Raw genomic sequence first — 15,025 nt, forward strand, 5'->3', positions numbered from 1 at the left:
AGTAGAAAGTTGTACTGCAAACTTTTTACATTATGTTTTAGTTTATGTTTAATAAAGTGTTTCTTCATAAAAGTTTTTGCTTATATCACTAAATAATGATTTCTTTAATTCATATGCACCATTAATATACTAATATCTGATGGCGATACACCAGATATACGAGATGCTTGACCTAGTGTTCGAGGCTTTACTTTTAATAGTTTTTCTCGCGCTTCGATAGAAAGAGATGTTAATGCTTTGTAATCAAAATCTGGATTGATTTCTTTATCTTCCATCTTTTTCATTTTATTTACGATTTCCATTTCTTTTTCAAAATAACTATCGTATTTCACCTTTATTTCAGCTTGTTCTATAGTATCACTATTGTAGGCTTCTATTTCAGCATTAAAATTTTTATCAGCTTGTGCTAGATGTTTAATATTAATATGTGGTCTAGTTAATAAATTATATAACTTAGATTTTTGATTCAATTCGCTAGAACCCACTTTTGATAATATAGGATTAATATCTTTTGGTTCTACAGAATTATCTTTCATGTATTTGACCAAATTTTCTGAATCTTGTATCTTCTTATTTACTTTATTCAATCTTTCATCAGAAACAAGTCCTAATTTGTGTGCGATTGGAGTTAAGCGTATATCAGCATTATCTTGACGTAATAATAATCTATGTTCGGCTCTAGAAGTAAACATACGATATGGTTCTTCTGTTCCTTTTGTTACTAAATCATCTATTAGCACCCCAATATACGATTCCGATCTTTTTAGTATTAATTCATGTAAATCGTTAATTTTCTGATGCGCATTTACACCAGCTACGAATCCTTGTGCAGCAGCTTCCTCATATCCAGTTGTCCCATTTATTTGTCCTGCAAAAAATAGATTTTTAACTAGTAAAGTTTCTAAGGTCAAATCCAATTGCATAGGAGGGAAGTAGTCATATTCAATGGCATATCCTGGTCTATACATTTTGGCATTTTCAAAACCTGGAATTAAGCGTAATGCTTTTTGCTGTACGTCTTCTGGTAGTGAAGTGGAGAATCCATTAACATATATTTCTACAGTTCTGAATCCTTCAGGCTCAACGAATATTTGATGTCTATCTCTTTCAGCAAACCTGTTTATTTTATCTTCAATAGATGGACAATATCTTGGACCTAAACCTTTGATTCGTCCTGTAAACATTGGAGATTTTTCAAAACCAGTTTTTAATATTTCATGAACCTTATCATTTGTATAAGTTATCCAACAACACCTTTGTTCTGTAGGTTTTTCAACATCAGTATAAGAAAATCTTCCTCTTTCCTCATCGCCCCATTGTTCTTCCATGACAGAATAATTTAAACTCCTTCCGTCGATGCGAGGAGGGGTTCCAGTTTTCATTCTTCCAGATTCAAAACCTAGTGATACTAATTGTTCAGTTAGTCCCGTAGCTGATTTTTCTCCTGTTCTGCCACCACCAAATTTTTTCTCTCCTATATGGATAATACCATTGAGGAATGTTCCATTTGTTAAAATAACTGCATCAGCTTCTATTCGTATACCCAAAGATGTAATGACACCTTTTACAGTGTTGCCCTCAACTATAACTTCTTTAACGGTATCTTGCCAAATATCAAGGTTAGGAATTGATTCTAATTTCCATCTCCACTCTTCAGCAAATCTCATACGATCATTTTGCGTACGAGGACTCCACATTGCTGGTCCTTTAGATTTATTTAGCATTCGAAATTGTATTGTAGATTTATCTGCAATAATTCCTGTGTATCCACCCATCGCATCTATTTCTCTTACAATTTGCCCTTTGGCTACACCACCAATAGCAGGATTACAACTCATTTGTGCTATCACGCCCATATTCATGGTGATAAGAAGGGTAGATGAGCCTAAATTAGCAGCAGCAGCAGCAGCTTCACAGCCGGCATGTCCTGCACCAACAACAATTACATTATATTTATTAAACATATTCTAAATTCTTGTTTCACGTGAAACACGCTGTTTTATTTTTTATGTTTCACGTGAAACGTTATAAGTATTCCCCTAATTCTAACCAACGTTCAGACTTTTGATCAACTTGTTTTTGAAGCTCTTCGATTTCTTGAGATAAGCTTGATAATAATGTGTGATCAGAAGCGCTGTTAAGTAGTGTTGTTTTTTCTTTTATCGTTTCTTCAAGAATTGAAATTTTACTTTCTAATTCTTCGTACTCGATTTTCTCTTTGTATGATAGCTTTTTTTTGTCGCTTTCAATTGGAGTAGGAGTAGGATTCGCTTTAAGTTTCTTCTCTAATAACTTTTCTTCTTTGATTCTTTCTTCCTCTTCAAATTTATAATCAGCATAGTTTCCATTATAAATTGTTACTTTTCCGCTTCCATTAAAAATGAATAACTGTTCTGTTAGTTTGTCAATAAGATACCTGTCGTGAGATACCAAAATTAAGATGCCCGGAAAGTTTACTAAGAAATCTTCTAATACATTAAGTGTGTCAATATCCAAGTCATTAGAAGGCTCGTCTAATATTAAAAAATTAGGGTTTGCCATAAGCACACGCATTAGCTGTAATCTTTTGCGTTCACCTCCACTTAATTTAGATACTAACCCAAATTGTTTTTCAGGCGGGAAAAGGAAAAGCGTTAAAAGTTGAGATGCAGTTAAAGTATCTCCATTAGCCATTTGAATATAATCTGCTATATTTTTAACGACATCTAATACCCGTTCACCCTCACTAAATTCTAAACCACCTTGTTTGTAATAACCGTATTTTGTTGTTTCACCAATACTAATTATTCCTGAGTCTTGAGGAATTGTTTGTGTTATTAAATTTAAAAAAGTACTTTTTCCTGTTCCGTTTTTTCCAGTAAGACCGATTCTATCTCCTTTCTTAAAGATGTAAGAGAAATTTTCAATGACAGTTTTGTTCTTGAATGATTTACTTACATTCTCAAGTTCAAGTATTTTGTTCCCTTGTCTGGATACTTTGACACTTAATTGAACTTTTTCTTGAGAACGAGGACCTTTTGACTTTTCTTCCAATTCGTAAAAAGAGTCAATTCTTGATTTTGATTTCGTGCCTCGTGCTTTTGGCTGACGACGCATCCATTCTAATTCGGTGCGTAATAAATTTCTAGCTTTTTCTGCTGAGAGGACATCATTATATTCCCGCTCAGCTTTCTTTTCTAAAAAGTACCCGTAATTTCCTTTGTATGAATAAAGTTTACCTTTGTCTAATTCTCTAATTTCAGTACAGATATTATCTAAAAAGTATCTGTCGTGAGAAACAACTAATACAGTTTTTTGGCCTGTCGTCAAGAGTTTCTCTAACCATTCAATTGTCTCAATATCTAAATGGTTTGTCGGCTCATCTAAAATATATACATCAGCCTCATCAATTAATAATTTAGCAAGTGAAAGTCTCTTTTTTTGACCTCCAGATAAACTATCAATTTTCTGATCAAAATTGGATATTGACAATCTATTTAAAATAGTTTTAATGTCATTTTCGTATTCCCACGCATCGAGCGCAGTCATACGGTCCATGATATCAGCGAGTTTTTTCTCGTCCATAATTTCCGACTCCACGATTTCTTCATATTCTTTGATTAATAGCTGCTGCTCATTATCATTAGAGAATATAAAATCGTTTATAGTATTTAGGCCGGTGAAATCAGGATCTTGAGGTAAATAACCTATTCTAATTCCTTTTTCTTTGACTACTTTACCCTGTTGAGGAGGGAAAAGCTCGGCTAAGATTTTCAATAAAGTAGATTTACCTGTTCCGTTAATTCCGACCAATGCTACTCTATCTCCTTTTTGTAAGCCAAAATGTAAATCTTTAAATAGCCACTTGTCATTGAAAGAATGACCAACTTGTTCTGTGCTAATAATACTCACGCTAATTCTTTTATTTGTTGGGTTTGGTATATATGTACTCCTTTATTGTTTTTTAAAGCTGAATTTATCATAGCAGATGCTACAATACTTGCTTTTATGCCTTTATAATCTTTTAATTTACCGACAAATAATGTATCGACAATAGGATAGATTACCTGACCTATTCGTTCTAAAAGTCTAAAATCACGACGAGCCCCTAATAGGAGCGAAGGCCTAAAAATATGCGTTGATTCAAAACCTATATTAGTTATAACATTTTCAACGTCACCTTTTAGTCTAAGGTAAAAATTATTTGAAGCAGTATCTGCACCTATGCTACTGACTAAGCAAATGGTATTACATCCATTTTGGAATAATATCGTAGCTACTTTTTCTGGATATTCTAAATCAATTTTGTAATAATCCGCTTTGATTGGAGTTTTTGATTTAGTACTGCCTATACAACAATAAAAATGATCGATATGAACATCTTTTAATTTGGTATCTATTGTATCAAAATCAGCAATAATATTAACTAACTTTTCGTTTTCAATGTCTAATTCTTTTCTAGAAATAGCATACACGACCTCATATTTATTGTTATTCAACAATAAATGGAGTGTTTCATTTCCTATGAGTCCTGTAGAACCCAAAACTAAAGCCTTATATTTTGTATTAGACATAATATTCCAAATACAAAAATACGCAAATAATAGATTTTGTGTGTTAAAAAACTATAATAGTCATAGGGTTTATGACAAAGGGCTGTTAATTCAGTTTGAAACCAGCTATTAGATTGAATCGAGGTATTTTGACATCAAAAGTATGGTCGTCTAGCTCACGAATCATAGTATAATATCCTTCCATGTAACCCATTTCGCTTTTAAGATTACATCCAGATACATATTGATGTGATTCGCCTGCATGTAAAACAGGTTGTTTACCCACGACTCCTTCTCCATCCACTTGTTTATTTTCGCCAATAGAATCAAATATATCCCAATGTCTGCTCATAAGCTGAATGGTATAATCAGAGGTATTTTCTATCGTGATACGATATGCAAACATATAATGCATGTTTTCGGGGTTGGAGTATTCTGGTTGATACTCGCATTCCACTGAGATAGTGACGCCTGATGTAGATAGTGTAATCATACTAATTAGCTCAAAGTTAACAACAAAGCATTAATATTCATAATGTTTTTGAAAGGCATTATGTTTTTAAGTTTATTCTATTAATTAAAAAAATGTTATTTTTAATAATTGATTTTTAAACACTTAAATTATGAAAAATGTTTTTAAACCTTTAAGTCTTTTCGTTGCATCTGTTTTAATGCTATCATGCGGAGGAAGTAATAGCGAGAAGCAAGAAGAAAAGGACCCAGGCTTAATGGATAAAATTTCAACAGCGACCTCTGCTGTCAAAAACCTCTCTAAATACGAGGAGTATGCCAAAGAAATGGAAAAGCGAATGAATGAATTAAAATCATTAACTCCAGTTTCTAATGAGGATTTGAAATCTGTTTTACCAGACCAAATAAATGGCCTTAAGCGTAAAAGCTATGCTGCTGGTGAGCTGTCTGCGATGGGGGTTTCTTCTGGAAGTGCTTCCTATAATCTTGAAGATTCTGAAAAGAATTTTTCGGTAGATATCTATGACGGCGCTGGAGAAGCAGCAAGCGCAATGTTATCGCTTCTTTATATGAGTTTTAATGCTGATGTAGAGAAGGAAACGGAAAATGGTTTCGAAAAAATGGTGAATTATAAAGATTCAAAAGCATTAGTAAAACAAAATAAATATGGCGAATCTGTTAATTCAGAAATTCAATGGATAGAAAATAAGCGTTTTGTTGTTACGTTAAAAGGAAACGGTTATACGTATGAAGAATTGTCAGAAATTCAGAAAGAATTGGATTTTTCTGGTTTGAAGTAAATGGAATAGGAGAAAGGAAACTAATTTCTCTTCTCCTTGTTTCTTTTATACCTTTTCCATCCAAAAATTAATAATCCAACAGCAATTATAATTGGCCAAATAGTTACTATTCCTAAAAATATAATTTCTATCAAGTTCCAACCTGTGACTAGGGCATCTTTTATCTTACTAAAGAAAGAAACTGAATAAGCAGAAGAGCTTGGATTAGCGTGATATAAATTCACAGAAAGTGTGCTGTAAGATACTTGTCCAGATAGATTACGGAGCAAGGATTCGCTACTCTCAATATCTTCTTGCAATTGGCGTATTTGCTCTTGTATTTCGAGTAAATCTTTAACATTTTTTGCCGATTTTACCATGTTTTGGTATTGTTCGAGGTAAGTTCTTTTGCTTTTGAGTCTAGATTCGACATCATAATACTGAATAGAAATATCTTCGGATTGAATCGATTTATCCGTGATTTTGTCATTTCCTGATTCTAATTTTTTAATGAAATTCTCAAAGCTTTGAGCTGGTATTCTTAATTTGAGTGTATAATTCGTATATGTCGAACCAGCCGATGTATTTTCCTCTTCGTAGTATCCATTGAAAGAATGTAATAATGCATCAATGGTTTCTTTGGCTTTTTTGATGTCTTGTGTTTCGACGGAAATACTTCCACTACGAATAATTTTCTTTTTCTGAAGAGAGTTTGTGACTTCAGTAGTGTTTGTTTCTGCTTGTTCAGCTGGCGCTGAAGCCATTTTTGATTCACTACTTCCATAATCAACTACTGCTTGATCAGAAACTATTTCTGCTGTTGTAATATTTTGTTCAGAATTATTACATCCCCATAGCAGGAGGGCGGCTAGGAATATGGATTTGTTTATTCTTTTCATAATATGATTTTAAAACAAGGATGCGGAATTTATTATTATTCCATAATTGAAAGTTAATAAATTTATAGCACTATTATAGAATAGGAAATTTTTGACTGTTTAGATACCAACTGATGATCAAAATGACGCCTTTAATTAGATGTATATCAACAAAAAAGGCTACTCAATTTAATGAATAGCCTAAGTATTGATTGTTTGTGTAAAGATTTATTTTGTAGCTTCTCTAACTTTAGGGGCTATTTTCGTACCAAAAATTTCGATTGATTTCATCATATCTTTATGGTCAGGACTGCCCACATCCATATGTGCTGAAAAACGCGTCAAACCAAATTTTTCTTGTATAGCTAATATTTTTTCTACGGCTTGATTTGCATCGCTTACGATTAAATGTCCTAATGAAGAACGTCCAAAATCATATTGCGAACGTTGGTATGGTGGCCAACCTCTTGATGCGCCAATGCGATTCATTTGTGCCGAATAGATAGGGTAGTAGCTGTCTGCGATGGCTTTCGTATCTTCCCCAAAAAATGCATGCATGTGTACTCCAACTTGAAATTTAGACATATCATGGCCATTATCTTCGTAAGCTTGTTTGTACATTTCAAACAAAGGTTGAAACTGTTCCCAAGCGCCTCCAATTATAGCAAACATAACAGGTAAGCCTAATTTTCCTGCTCTGATTACCGATGAAGTAGTACCTCCGACAGCAATCCAAACCGGTAAGCCATTTTCAGTAGCGCGAGGAAATATATCTTGATTTATCAAAGATTTTCTGAATTTGCCTGTCCAATTGATGGTAGGATTTGAACGTAATTTCAATAATAAATCAAGTTTTTCTTCGAAAAGCTCGCTATAATTCTGTAAATCGTAACCAAAAACAGGAAACGATTCAATGAAAGAACCTCGTCCAGCCATGATTTCGGCTCTACCTCCAGAAATCAAATCAACGGTTGCAAAGTCTTTATATAATTTTACTGGATCTGTCGAACTAATGACAGATACCGCAGAACCTAATTTTATATTTTTAGTAACAGAAGCTGCAGCAGCTAAGATAATTTCGGGAGAGGCTACAGCATAATCCTCGCGGTGATGCTCGCCCATTCCGAAGAAATCTAAACCAACTTCATCCATTAGCTTTACTTCTTCAATTATTTCTTGTAGTCGTTGTTGTGCAGATTGAATTTTTCCAGTGATAGGATCAATTTGCAAATCGCCAAACATTCCAACTCCTAATTCTAACATAATAGTTCTCCTTTCTTAATGAAACAAAATTAAGCGCTTATGCTTCGTAATTTCTTAATATAGGTTAAGAAATATAGTAAAAAAGCACCAACTTGGGTGCTTTTTTGGTTTTAACCATGAATATATTCTTTTGTGCCGTAGGATTGAATCAATTGACCTTCAAAGTCTAACCATTCTTGCCAACGTTTTTCTACATCGACATCCACAGCGTATTTGCGAGCAAAGTTTAAGAATGTAGTATAGTGATTAGCTTCAGAGACCATAAGATCGTAGTAGAATTTAGCTAACTCTTCATCCTTAATGTTTTTGGTCAATACCCGAAAGCGTTCACAACTACGTGCTTCTATCATGGCTGCAAACAATAATCTGTCAATAAAAGCTTGATTACGAGAGCCATCTTTTTTTGAGAATTTCATCAATTGTCCTACATAATCATCTTTACGCTCTCTTGCTAAAGTATATCCTCTTTCTTTGATGATATCAATTACCATTTTAAAATGTTCCATTTCTTCAATAGCAATAGCAGTCAACTCATGTACTAAATCCTCCAATTCTGGGTTTTGAGTAATTAAAGTTATAGCATTAGAAGCGGCTTTCTGTTCACACCATGCGTGATCCGAAAGAATTTCTTCTAAATTAGATTCTGCAATATTAGCCCATCTAGGATCTGTCAATAATTTTAAACCAAGCATATTTTATCCTTTTTTACAAAAATACAAAATAGTCATATGAAAAAGCCAATAGGTTGATTTCCTATTGGCCATTTATGTTTGTGTTAATAAACTTTATCCTTCATTGGAAGCAAACCCATGTACCTTCCAAATGTCTTCTGGAACGCCTGTCCAAACGCCTGGTCTATTGCCTACGTAACCCATTTCTGTAATACCTTCTTTCGTGGTATAATATCCTGAAGCTGTTAAATCACGCATAGTATTGAAAAAACTTACACCTTGTGAAACTTCTGGTTTTGCTTTCTTTGGATAGGCTATTTCGTCTACTATAGAGATCATTTCTTGATCGCTACATTTAATAAATACATTTTTGAATCTTTTTTGCGCATGAATATCAAGCCACTTCAAACCTCCACGCATTGGTAACTTATAGGTAGGAAGATCTTTTACAATAAACTCAATAAAGTCTGGAACACCGACTTCTGTAGCGGAAGGAGAATTATCATCTTTTGGTATAATAATATCAGCCAATACAGCTATTGTCGCCATTTCATGGTTATCGAAATAAACCTCTTCTTGAAGTTTTTTCGTTCTTTCGTATTCAAAGTCTTGTACCCCAGGAAGCTTATCGTTTGTATCTACAGTTGCAGTAGAATTTCCTGTTTTGCTGTCACAAGAATTGGTGGATAATACTGCAGCAGACCCTGCTGCAATTAGTCCTAAGGCTTTTAATGAATCTCTTCTATTCATTTTTTAGCTATTTAATTTATTTTTTTCCTGTAATATGTATTCTGAAGTTCGCATGGATAATGCAAGGATTGTCCAAGTCAAGTTTTTGTCTCCTTGTTGAACAAATGGACCAGCATCTACTACATAAAGATTTTTGCAATCATGTGCTTGTCCCCATTTATTCAAAACAGAAGTCTTAGGATCGTTACCCATACGCGTCGTACCTCCTTCATGAATAATTTTTCCTGGAGTTTCTAGTCCATACTTCGTATCTGCTCCTGGAATAGCAGAAGTGATAATAGCGCCCATATTATGCATGATTTCTTGGAATGTTTCCATCATATGTTTTGCTTGTAAAACTTCTTCATTAGACCATTTGTAGTTAAACTTCAATACAGGAATACCAAATTTATCTACTTTATTAGGGTCTATTTCACAATAGTTTTCTTTTCTAGCTATTGCAGTACCACGACCATCCATGCCTACAGAAGCGCCATAAAAACGCTTATAGTCTTGTTTCAAAGCTGCTCCGTATCCGCCACTTTCGCTACTCGTTCCATCAGCTTTAGGTACTAGATGATTATAATTTTGAATTCCATGGAATGAACCAAAACTAGGCATCCCCATTCCACCCCAATATTCAATATGGTATCCACGAGCAAAGTCTAGTTTCTTGTCTCCTTGCCACCACGGTGAATAAATATGAACGGAACCTACACCATCTTCATTGTATCTTTTTCGATCTAATAGCTGGGGTAAAAATCCGCCTAATCCAGCACCTGTAGAATCATGAAGGTATTTCCCAACGAGACCTGAACTATTTCCAATACCACCAGGGTGTGAGGCAGATTTTGAATTGAGCATTAAGCGTGCACTTTCGCAAGCAGAAGCGCCTAAAATAACTGTCTTACCTTTTACAGAATATTCTTTCATGTCTTTGGTATTTACATAAGAGACTCCTGTTGCCAACCCTTCATCATTCGTCAATACTTCACGCACCATGGCATTATCTATTACTGTTAGATTTCCAGTTTTCATAGCCGGAATAACCAAACATGATGAGGACGAAAAATCACCGTATACTTTACATGATCTATTACATTGACCACAGTAAAAACAGATTCCTCTGTCTTTATTACCAGGTAAAGCTTCTGTTAATACGGATCCACGACCAGCAATAACTGGAACACCAGCTTTTTGTCCTGCCTTACGAATGTAAAGTTCGTTTAATCTAGGTTTTGGTGGTTTTAAGTAAATTCCATCGGGTTCATTATGGATGCCTTCTACAGTACCATATATACCAATCATGCGATCTATACGATCATAAAATGGTTTTACTTCATCATATGTGATCGGCCATTCATCCGTTAAGCCATCTTTTGGCTTAAAATCATCAGGCCCCATGCGCAACGATATGCGTCCCCAGTGATTGGTTCTTCCGCCTAACATACGTGATCTGAACCAGTCGAATTCAGTGCCTTTTTCATGAGTATAAGGCTCTCCTTCTAACTGCCAACCACCAAATGCGGCATCAAAATCTCCAAAGTGACGTGTGGTACTTGCTCCTCTTCGTGGAGATTCCCAAGGCCATCGCATCTGTAAAGCATCTTTAGCAGGGTCAAAGAAAGGACCCGCTTCAAGCATTAACACTTTAAGTCCAGCATTAGCTAAAATATAGCCAGCCATGCCGCCTCCAGCACCAGATCCGACCACTACCGCATCATATACTGTAGACTCTTCTATTATTTGAAACGTAGACATTAATTTGGTTTATAATTTATAATACTTTTGTATGAGTAAATAAATATATATAAAAATTTCATTAAGTAAAGCCTCAGTTTTGAAAATATTATTCATCGGATTGGTTTGGCCAGAGCCAACCTCATCAGCGGCAGGATGGCGTATTTTGCACTTGGTAAAATGTTTTAGCAAAATAGGTGAAGTTAACTTCGCTTCTGCTGCATTAAAGTCAATTCACAGTGCAGATTTGTCTTCACTTGGGGTTAAAGAAAAATCTATTTTTTTGAACGATTCGTCATTTGATGATTATGTAAAAAATTTATTACCTGATATTGTTGTGTTCGATCGTTTCATAGTAGAGGAACAATATGGATGGCGAATAGCCGAGAATTGCCCTGATGCATTACGTATTTTGGATACAGAGGATTTGCACTTTGTTCGTTTGGCTCGTCAAGAAGCATATAAGAAAAAGGTAGAAGTAGATTATTATTCAGCAACTGCAAAGCGTGAGTTAGCTTCCATTTTACGATCGGATTTGTCTTTAATAATTTCAAATACAGAAATGCATATACTGCAAGAGGATTTTAATATTCCTGTCGAAAAGTTGTGCTACATTCCTTTTCAAGAAGAAGCATTAAATGAGGAACAAATTGAAATATTACCAAAGTTTCCTAACAGGAAGGACTTTATGTTTATTGGTAATTTTATTCATGAGCCAAACTTTAGAACAGTAGAGGTCTTGAAAAAAGAGATTTGGCCTATACTTCGTAAGAAATGTCCTGAAGCTGAGTTGCATATATATGGTGCTTATGCCTCTGAAAAAGTAATGCAATTGCATAATCCAAAAGAGCGTTTTATAATCAAAGGTCGAGCAGAGGATGCGCGTTCAACGATTTCTCAATATCGATTAATGATTGCTCCTATACCTTTTGGCGCAGGAGCGAAAGGGAAATTTGTAGATGCTATGGCCTCAGGAACTCCTTCGATTACCAATACATTAGGTGCGGAATCCATGACTGAGTCGGATTGGAATGGATATATTGTTCAAGATCAACAGGAATTTATAAAAAAAAGTGTACTTCTTTATACTGATGAACATCTGTGGAAGGAGAGACAACGGGCAGGGTTTGAAATATTTAATTCTACCTTAGCAGACTCTTCCTATTCAAAAGATATGTTAGAAAAAGTGAAATACTATAAGGAAAACTTACAAGAAATTAGAAAAAAGCATTTTATAGCAGAAATCTTGCTTCAACAACAATTGAATGCGACTAAATACATGTCACTTTGGATAGAAGAGAAAAATAAGAAAGCACAGTAATTGCTGTGCTTTGGTGTTAGAATAGAAGTAAAAAATAGAATTTTACTACTCATTTAACTTACAATTTTTATACCAACAAATTTTACCTTATTTTTAGTAGCATTCTAGAAAAGATTTAAATCGTAAACTTACAGTTATGAAAACAATTAAAGGACCGGGTATATTTTTAGCACAATTTATTTCCGATCAAGAGCCATTCAATTCGATAGAAAATATTGCGAAGTGGGCAAAATCTTTGGATTTCGTCGGCTTACAAATTCCTACTGGGGATCCCAAATATTTTGATTTGCAAAAAGCTGCAGAAAGTAAAACTTATGCCGATGAGTATAAAGGGAAATTACAGGAAATAGGTTTGGAGATTACAGAATTGTCTACACATTTACAAGGTCAATTGGTCGCTGTGCATCCAGCTTATGACAAACTATTCGACGCATTTGCGCCAGAACAATACCGAAATAATCCTAAGGCACGTACAAAATGGGCTACGCAACAATTGATTTACGCAGCTAAGGCTTCTCAAAATTTAGGTTTGAAAGCTCATGCTACATTCAGTGGATCATTATTGTGGCAATATTTTCACCCTTGGCCACAGCGTCCTGATGGTTTGGTAGATGAAGCTTTTACTGAATTGGCGCGTCGTTGGACACCTATTTTGAATGCTTTTGACGAAGCAGGTGTTGATGTGTGCTATGAGATTCATCCAGGAGAAGATTTATTCGATGGCGTAACGTATGAGATGTTTTTGGAAAAGGTAAATAATCACCCAAGAGCTTGTTTGTTGTACGATCCATCACATTTTGTGTTGCAACAACTAGATTATATTCAATATATTGATTTTTATCACGAGCGAATTAAAGCATTCCATGTTAAAGATTCAGAATTTAATCCTACAGGTAAACAAGGAACATTCGGGGGATACCAATCGTGGTTAAACCGTGCAGGTCGTTATCGTTCACCTGGCGATGGGCAAGTTGATTTCAAAACCATATTTAGCAAATTGACACAATATGGCTACGATGGATGGGCTGTGATGGAATGGGAATGTTGTATAAAAAATCAAATTGATGGTGCGACGGAAGGATCTAAATTTATTCAGGATCATATAATCCGTGTGACTGATAAGGCTTTTGATGATTTTGCTTCTACAGGAGCAGACGCAAAATTCAATAAGGAAATATTGGGGTTATCCTAAAAAATAATGGCTCACTTTAAAAAGTGAGCCATTATTTTTATCTTCCTTTTTTCTGAAAAGGGAATTTCATTTTATATGCTACACGGACTAATCCTTTAGAAATAGCGTCTAACTTGCCTTTAAGCATAGCTTTTTTCAATGGTCCTATTTTGTCCACGAATAATTTTCCTTCTATATGATCGTATTCATGTTGTACGATACGAGCAGCTAAGCCAGTTAATTCAATTTCATGTTCTTCAAAATTCTCATCCAAATAATTGATCAACACATTAGAATAGCGTAGTACATCTTCGGTCACGTCTGGAATAGAAAGACAACCTTCATTAAATGCCCATTTTTCACCAGATTCTTCAATTATGATTGGATTAATGAAAACTTTCTTGAAATCTTTTACAGTTGGATCTCCTTCGCCATCTTCATCATCTTCTCCAAAAGGAGAACCATCAACAACAAATAATCTAATAGGAAGCCCCACTTGAGGTGCCGCCAACCCGACACCACGAGCTGCGTACATCGTTTCGAACATGTTGTCAATCAATTCTTTCAAATTTGGATAATCCTCATCTATCTCTTCTGCCTTTTTTCTCAGTACCGGATCTCCGTATGCTACTATAGGTAATTTCATTCTTAAATATATTCAGGTGGCAAAGTTACCAATTATTTATAATAAGATGTCGTTCAATTTTTTTTGTATTTTAGTATATGTTTAAGGGATTAGAGGTTGTAGAAAAGCTTATTCAAGACCTAGAGCGTGATGAATTGTTGTTAGATTATGTGTTATCAGAAACAGTTATTCGCGTTGATACTACCGAAATCCTTTTACTGATATATCTGCCAAATTCTGTCCGAATTGAGGATGAATTGCACAAGAAAACAGTTCATTTGGATATTGATATTCTGAATAATTCATATAAAAAAGTATTGCAACGTTTGCGTGGATTGTTTGGAAAAGGAGAACGCCTCTATGCCCGACACACTGTCGTTGCCCGAGTAGATAAGCAAGTGGTATCCGAATTTTTGGATGAGTACCATTTAAATATGCCATTGAAAGGAAAATATAGATACGGCCTTTTCCACGACGGGGAGTTAGTTAGTGTTGCGGTTTTTAGTGGCGGGCGAATTATGCGCGAGATACATGAAGAATTTCGCTCCTTTGAATTGCTCCGATTTTGTCATAAAGCAGATTATTTGGTGATTGGTGGTATATCAAAATTGTTAAAGGCATTTATAAAGGATTTCAAACCAAACGATATTATGACTTATTCTGACCGTGATTGGAGTCAGGGGGTGTCATTACAAAAAATAGGTTTTGTAAGTGAAGGAACGACAGAACCTAATCATTTTTATATAAAAAATGGCAAAAGATTAACGTATTTGGATAACAAAGAAAAATACGATTATATTGTAACAAATAGAGGAAGCTTTAAAATGAAACTTTATCTCTGATAA

Annotated in this window: 14 protein-coding genes; 4 read left to right on the top strand and 10 right to left on the bottom strand. The window is 34.7% G+C overall.

All coding sequences use genetic code 11. The annotated features are described in order from the left end of the window. Window positions 1-104 precede the first annotated feature (104 nt). The 4 genes from mnmG to apaG all read right to left on the bottom strand — a co-directional run bounded on the left by mnmG (window position 105) and on the right by apaG (window position 5,025). A complete protein-coding gene (gene mnmG / locus GOQ17_RS09985; RefSeq protein ID WP_159637214.1) occupies window positions 105-1,964 on the bottom strand; it encodes a tRNA uridine-5-carboxymethylaminomethyl(34) synthesis enzyme MnmG in 1,860 nt (619 codons plus the stop codon). 61 nt (window positions 1,965-2,025) lie between these two features. Continuing rightward, window positions 2,026-3,891, bottom strand: a complete 1,866-nt coding sequence (locus GOQ17_RS09990; protein WP_159637215.1) for an ABC-F family ATP-binding cassette domain-containing protein — start codon at window positions 3,889-3,891, stop codon at window positions 2,026-2,028. Beyond that, window positions 3,888-4,553, bottom strand: a complete 666-nt coding sequence (locus GOQ17_RS09995; protein ID WP_159637216.1) for an NAD-dependent epimerase/dehydratase family protein — start codon at window positions 4,551-4,553, stop codon at window positions 3,888-3,890. Before GOQ17_RS09995 ends, GOQ17_RS09990 begins: the two co-directional genes overlap by 4 nt. A gap of 85 nt (window positions 4,554-4,638) precedes the next feature. Further along, the gene (gene apaG / locus GOQ17_RS10000; RefSeq protein WP_159637217.1) at window positions 4,639-5,025 is read right to left on the bottom strand and encodes a Co2+/Mg2+ efflux facilitator ApaG/CorD; all 387 of its coding nucleotides are present in this window, start codon (window positions 5,023-5,025) and stop codon (window positions 4,639-4,641) included. Between the two features lie 130 nt (window positions 5,026-5,155). Here apaG and GOQ17_RS10005 point away from each other — a divergent pair, with 130 nt between their 5' ends. Then, entirely contained in the window at window positions 5,156-5,803 is a 648-nt protein-coding gene (locus GOQ17_RS10005) for a hypothetical protein (protein ID WP_159637218.1), read from the top strand. A gap of 20 nt (window positions 5,804-5,823) precedes the next feature. Here the strand turns inward: GOQ17_RS10005 and GOQ17_RS10010 are convergent, their stop codons facing one another. The 5 genes from GOQ17_RS10010 to GOQ17_RS10030 form a co-directional block, all read right to left on the bottom strand. Beyond that, entirely contained in the window at window positions 5,824-6,681 is an 858-nt protein-coding gene (locus GOQ17_RS10010) for a DUF4349 domain-containing protein (protein WP_159637220.1), read from the bottom strand. Between the two features lie 207 nt (window positions 6,682-6,888). Next, window positions 6,889-7,923, bottom strand: a complete 1,035-nt coding sequence (locus GOQ17_RS10015) for an Atu2307/SP_0267 family LLM class monooxygenase (RefSeq protein WP_159637221.1) — start codon at window positions 7,921-7,923, stop codon at window positions 6,889-6,891. Window positions 7,924-8,033: 110 nt separating this feature from the next. Then, window positions 8,034-8,615 carry a MiaE family protein gene (locus tag GOQ17_RS10020; RefSeq protein ID WP_159637222.1) on the bottom strand — a complete coding sequence of 194 codons (582 nt, stop codon included), beginning with the start codon at window positions 8,613-8,615 and terminating at the stop codon, window positions 8,034-8,036. A gap of 93 nt (window positions 8,616-8,708) precedes the next feature. Continuing rightward, a complete protein-coding gene (locus GOQ17_RS10025; RefSeq protein WP_159637223.1) occupies window positions 8,709-9,344 on the bottom strand; it encodes a gluconate 2-dehydrogenase subunit 3 family protein in 636 nt (211 codons plus the stop codon). Between the two features lie 3 nt (window positions 9,345-9,347). Continuing rightward, window positions 9,348-11,084 carry a GMC family oxidoreductase gene (locus GOQ17_RS10030; RefSeq protein ID WP_159637224.1) on the bottom strand — a complete coding sequence of 579 codons (1,737 nt, stop codon included), beginning with the start codon at window positions 11,082-11,084 and terminating at the stop codon, window positions 9,348-9,350. A 79-nt stretch (window positions 11,085-11,163) separates the two neighbouring features. On the opposite strand from GOQ17_RS10030, the gene GOQ17_RS10035 reads away from it, so the two are divergent. Together GOQ17_RS10035 and GOQ17_RS10040 are read left to right on the top strand one after the other, a co-directional pair. Continuing rightward, window positions 11,164-12,384, top strand: a complete 1,221-nt coding sequence (locus GOQ17_RS10035; protein WP_159637225.1) for a glycosyltransferase — start codon at window positions 11,164-11,166, stop codon at window positions 12,382-12,384. A 136-nt stretch (window positions 12,385-12,520) separates the two neighbouring features. After that, window positions 12,521-13,576: a sugar phosphate isomerase/epimerase family protein gene (locus tag GOQ17_RS10040; RefSeq protein ID WP_159637226.1), complete on the top strand. Its 1,056-nt coding sequence runs from the start codon at window positions 12,521-12,523 to the stop codon at window positions 13,574-13,576. Window positions 13,577-13,613: 37 nt separating this feature from the next. Here GOQ17_RS10040 and def read toward each other — a convergent pair whose 3' ends face one another. Then, a complete protein-coding gene (gene def / locus GOQ17_RS10045) occupies window positions 13,614-14,201 on the bottom strand; it encodes a peptide deformylase (protein ID WP_159637227.1) in 588 nt (195 codons plus the stop codon). A gap of 77 nt (window positions 14,202-14,278) precedes the next feature. Here def and GOQ17_RS10050 point away from each other — a divergent pair, with 77 nt between their 5' ends. After that, complete coding sequence (locus GOQ17_RS10050; RefSeq protein WP_159637228.1) at window positions 14,279-15,022, top strand: hypothetical protein; 744 nt, start codon at window positions 14,279-14,281, stop codon at window positions 15,020-15,022. The last annotated feature ends 3 nt before the right edge of the window (window positions 15,023-15,025 follow it).

Origin of the sequence: Sphingobacterium composti, assembly GCF_009829075.1 — a bacterium.
In the GTDB taxonomy this organism is placed as follows: domain Bacteria; phylum Bacteroidota; class Bacteroidia; order Sphingobacteriales; family Sphingobacteriaceae; genus Sphingobacterium; species Sphingobacterium composti.

What these genes read in the sequence shown, in the direction of transcription:
- mnmG (WP_159637214.1), bottom strand. Translation starts at nt 1,964, where the DNA reads ATGTTTAATAAATATAATGTAATTGTTGTTGGTGCAGGACATGCCGGC.
- GOQ17_RS09995 (WP_159637216.1), bottom strand. Translation starts at nt 4,553, where the DNA reads ATGTCTAATACAAAATATAAGGCTTTAGTTTTGGGTTCTACAGGACTC.
- apaG (WP_159637217.1), bottom strand. Translation starts at nt 5,025, where the DNA reads ATGATTACACTATCTACATCAGGCGTCACTATCTCAGTGGAATGCGAG.
- GOQ17_RS10005 (WP_159637218.1), top strand. Translation starts at nt 5,156, where the DNA reads ATGAAAAATGTTTTTAAACCTTTAAGTCTTTTCGTTGCATCTGTTTTA.
- GOQ17_RS10010 (WP_159637220.1), bottom strand. Translation starts at nt 6,681, where the DNA reads ATGAAAAGAATAAACAAATCCATATTCCTAGCCGCCCTCCTGCTATGG.
- GOQ17_RS10015 (WP_159637221.1), bottom strand. Translation starts at nt 7,923, where the DNA reads ATGTTAGAATTAGGAGTTGGAATGTTTGGCGATTTGCAAATTGATCCT.
- GOQ17_RS10020 (WP_159637222.1), bottom strand. Translation starts at nt 8,615, where the DNA reads ATGCTTGGTTTAAAATTATTGACAGATCCTAGATGGGCTAATATTGCA.
- GOQ17_RS10025 (WP_159637223.1), bottom strand. Translation starts at nt 9,344, where the DNA reads ATGAATAGAAGAGATTCATTAAAAGCCTTAGGACTAATTGCAGCAGGG.
- GOQ17_RS10030 (WP_159637224.1), bottom strand. Translation starts at nt 11,084, where the DNA reads ATGTCTACGTTTCAAATAATAGAAGAGTCTACAGTATATGATGCGGTA.
- GOQ17_RS10040 (WP_159637226.1), top strand. Translation starts at nt 12,521, where the DNA reads ATGAAAACAATTAAAGGACCGGGTATATTTTTAGCACAATTTATTTCC.
- def (WP_159637227.1), bottom strand. Translation starts at nt 14,201, where the DNA reads ATGAAATTACCTATAGTAGCATACGGAGATCCGGTACTGAGAAAAAAG.
- GOQ17_RS10050 (WP_159637228.1), top strand. Translation starts at nt 14,279, where the DNA reads ATGTTTAAGGGATTAGAGGTTGTAGAAAAGCTTATTCAAGACCTAGAG.